2 protein-coding genes and 1 pseudogene are annotated in these 2,272 nt (G+C 34.4%); all 3 read left to right on the forward strand.

What is annotated here, in order from left to right; translation table 11 throughout:
• Positions 1–361 precede the first annotated feature (361 nt).
• The 3 genes and pseudogenes from CD31_RS23710 to CD31_RS24135 all read left to right on the forward strand — a co-directional run bounded on the left by CD31_RS23710 (position 362) and on the right by CD31_RS24135 (position 1,843).
• Positions 362–1,168, forward strand: a complete 807-nt coding sequence (locus CD31_RS23710; RefSeq protein WP_036074843.1) for a hypothetical protein — start codon at positions 362–364, stop codon at positions 1,166–1,168.
• Positions 1,169–1,178: 10 nt separating this feature from the next.
• Positions 1,179–1,556 (forward strand): hypothetical protein, encoded by a 378-nt coding sequence (locus CD31_RS00370; RefSeq protein WP_036074844.1) that lies wholly within the window; start codon positions 1,179–1,181, stop codon positions 1,554–1,556.
• Positions 1,540–1,843 (forward strand): annotated as a pseudogene (locus CD31_RS24135) (hypothetical protein). Before CD31_RS00370 ends, CD31_RS24135 begins: the two are co-directional and overlap by 17 nt.
• The last annotated feature ends 429 nt before the right edge of the window (positions 1,844–2,272 follow it).

Raw genomic sequence — 2,272 nt, forward strand, 5'->3', positions numbered from 1 at the left:
AAAGCCATCGAGAGTGAACCTCTCGATGGCTTTTGTCTACAGTCTGAAACCTTGATAGATAAATTTCTATCAAGGTTTTTTATTATCCAATCATCAAGTACGCCAGCATCAATCCATTAAAAGAGCTACCAGATTTTCGATTGTGCCTTATAATGTTGAATGACCTAGCACTTTTATAGTTCCCTACATGATTGTTCGTCATAGTGTACGAAAGGGCGGCGAAATTAACCCGAAAACAGCTGATCCTATTTACTAGGGTACGTCGAAAGGTACCACAAAAAAAGTTGTGCAAAAACAAAGGTAGCTGTGGCTGTCCAACTAAAAAATTTGTCCGCTCCAAACTAGTTTAGATATAGTCGGGATGGTCCCCGTTGTAGGAGAAGTAGCAGATGGTGTGAATGGTATTATTTATGCGGCAAGAGGTGACAAGGTCAATGCGGCAACAGCTGGTAAATGGGTCAATAAAGGTGCGAAGGCAGCGAAGGGTATCAGTGAAAGTGCTCAAAAAGCGAATAAAGGTCTTTTAGGCAATGTAAAAGAAAAAGTCAACAAGCAAGTAGCGAACGCCAAAACCCAAATCCAATCGAAAGTAGACGAAGTCAAACAGCAGCTGCGTCAGCTGCGACCACCAGAGATGGAGTTAGCAGGAGCAGGTGTAAACGTCAGACGCATAGAGGATACAGGAACAGTTGGAAGAAACACAACAACTCCAAGTCCGAAGCCATCTAATTCCCAACCACCACAAAATGGCTCGAATAAAAAGCCTGATGAGAATAAGGGTACGGGTAATAACAGTAAGAATGTTAGCAGAATGAATTTTGGAAGTACTGAAAAATTAGAATCACATTTTGGAAAACATGGTGGTGAATTCGGAGGGGCATATTCTAATGCTAATGAGTACCTAGCAGGAGCCAATAATGTAATAGAAAATGGAATAAAAGTTCAATACGAATACAAGGGAGAACTAAGGACAGGTTATGTTAAATTTATGAAAAATAGTGGCTTAACTAATGCTGCTGGTGTTCCTATAAAAAGTTATGCTAAGTTTGAATTTGTAGGAACAAATAATTTGGGGGAAATTACAACATATCATGTTGAAAGTGGTAAAACTTTTTGGAAAATGATGAATAATGGAGAGAATATTCCTGTTATTAACCCTGTTGAATAGAGGAGAAATTATGAATAATAAAATAGAAATATGTAAATTTGACTCTCTTATTGAGGAAGAAATATATTTTTTGGTTAACAATCAAAAAATTATAGGATTTAATGTGTCCCCCCAACAACAAGAAATAGGTAAAATATATGAGGCTGAAATAGATATATTTGTAAATGACGTTTTAGAGATAGAGGAACAAAAGAATCAATATTTGAAAAAAATTGAACACATTAATAATTATAGTTATGCTCTTTGGGGGAAAATGCTAGGGGATAATACTTTAGATGTAGGCTTTTTTATTACGAGTGATTTATTTGAAGATTACCGATATTTAGTGGGACGATATGTCTATTTGAAAGTTGATAGATTGCAAGTTTATTGTGAAGATAAAGTATAATGAATATCATCTTTTTGAACCTTTTCAAAGTGAGCCGGTGAGTATAACAGGCAATATAGACATGGAGAATTAATTTATACTTACAAAGATGACCAAAATTTTAAGGTGATTTTAACTTTATAAACAAACGAGTATTCTAAGTATTACAATTAATGATTGTATTTACAGGTGATTTTAATAATGTAACAAGTATAAAAAAAGATGACAAAGCTTTGGTAATGAATGTGGGGGAAGAAGAGAGACTAAAAGTTAAATTTTATAAACAAGTTCGAGTGGAGTTACTTTAATATATCCTAATTGTATTAGAAAGAATATATAGAACAATTAGGATATTATCATTGATAAATCAGAAGGATATAATGTGATTGTTATCATACCTTGACTGGCGACTATATGCCTTTCAAGGTTTTTTCTTAACCCAAAGAAGTTTGTGGTTAAAAAGTAATCTGATATTTGATTCGAAAACTCATAAAGGCTGGGCCATCAAGGAGTTCTATGTAAACCTTGGTCTAGGAAGAAAAATGTGAGAATTAGGCGAGATGACATTTTACATGCAGGAGATAGTTTTGTATGGAAGAGTGACTAAATAAACGATAATGACAAAGCTCGTGGCAAAAGTAAAATAGCAAAGCAATTTAAAAAAGTAGTAAAAAGAGCTGTCCTAGCGGGAAAGAAAACCTATAAACAAGCAGTAAACAAAACGAAAGCCGTTTATA

This window comes from Lysinibacillus boronitolerans JCM 21713 = 10a = NBRC 103108 (assembly GCF_000772935.1).
In the GTDB taxonomy this organism is placed as follows: Bacteria; Bacillota; Bacilli; order Bacillales_A; family Planococcaceae; genus Lysinibacillus; species Lysinibacillus boronitolerans.

What these genes read in the sequence shown, in the direction of transcription:
- CD31_RS23710 (WP_036074843.1), top strand. Translation starts at nt 362, where the DNA reads ATGGTCCCCGTTGTAGGAGAAGTAGCAGATGGTGTGAATGGTATTATT.
- CD31_RS00370 (WP_036074844.1), top strand. Translation starts at nt 1,179, where the DNA reads ATGAATAATAAAATAGAAATATGTAAATTTGACTCTCTTATTGAGGAA.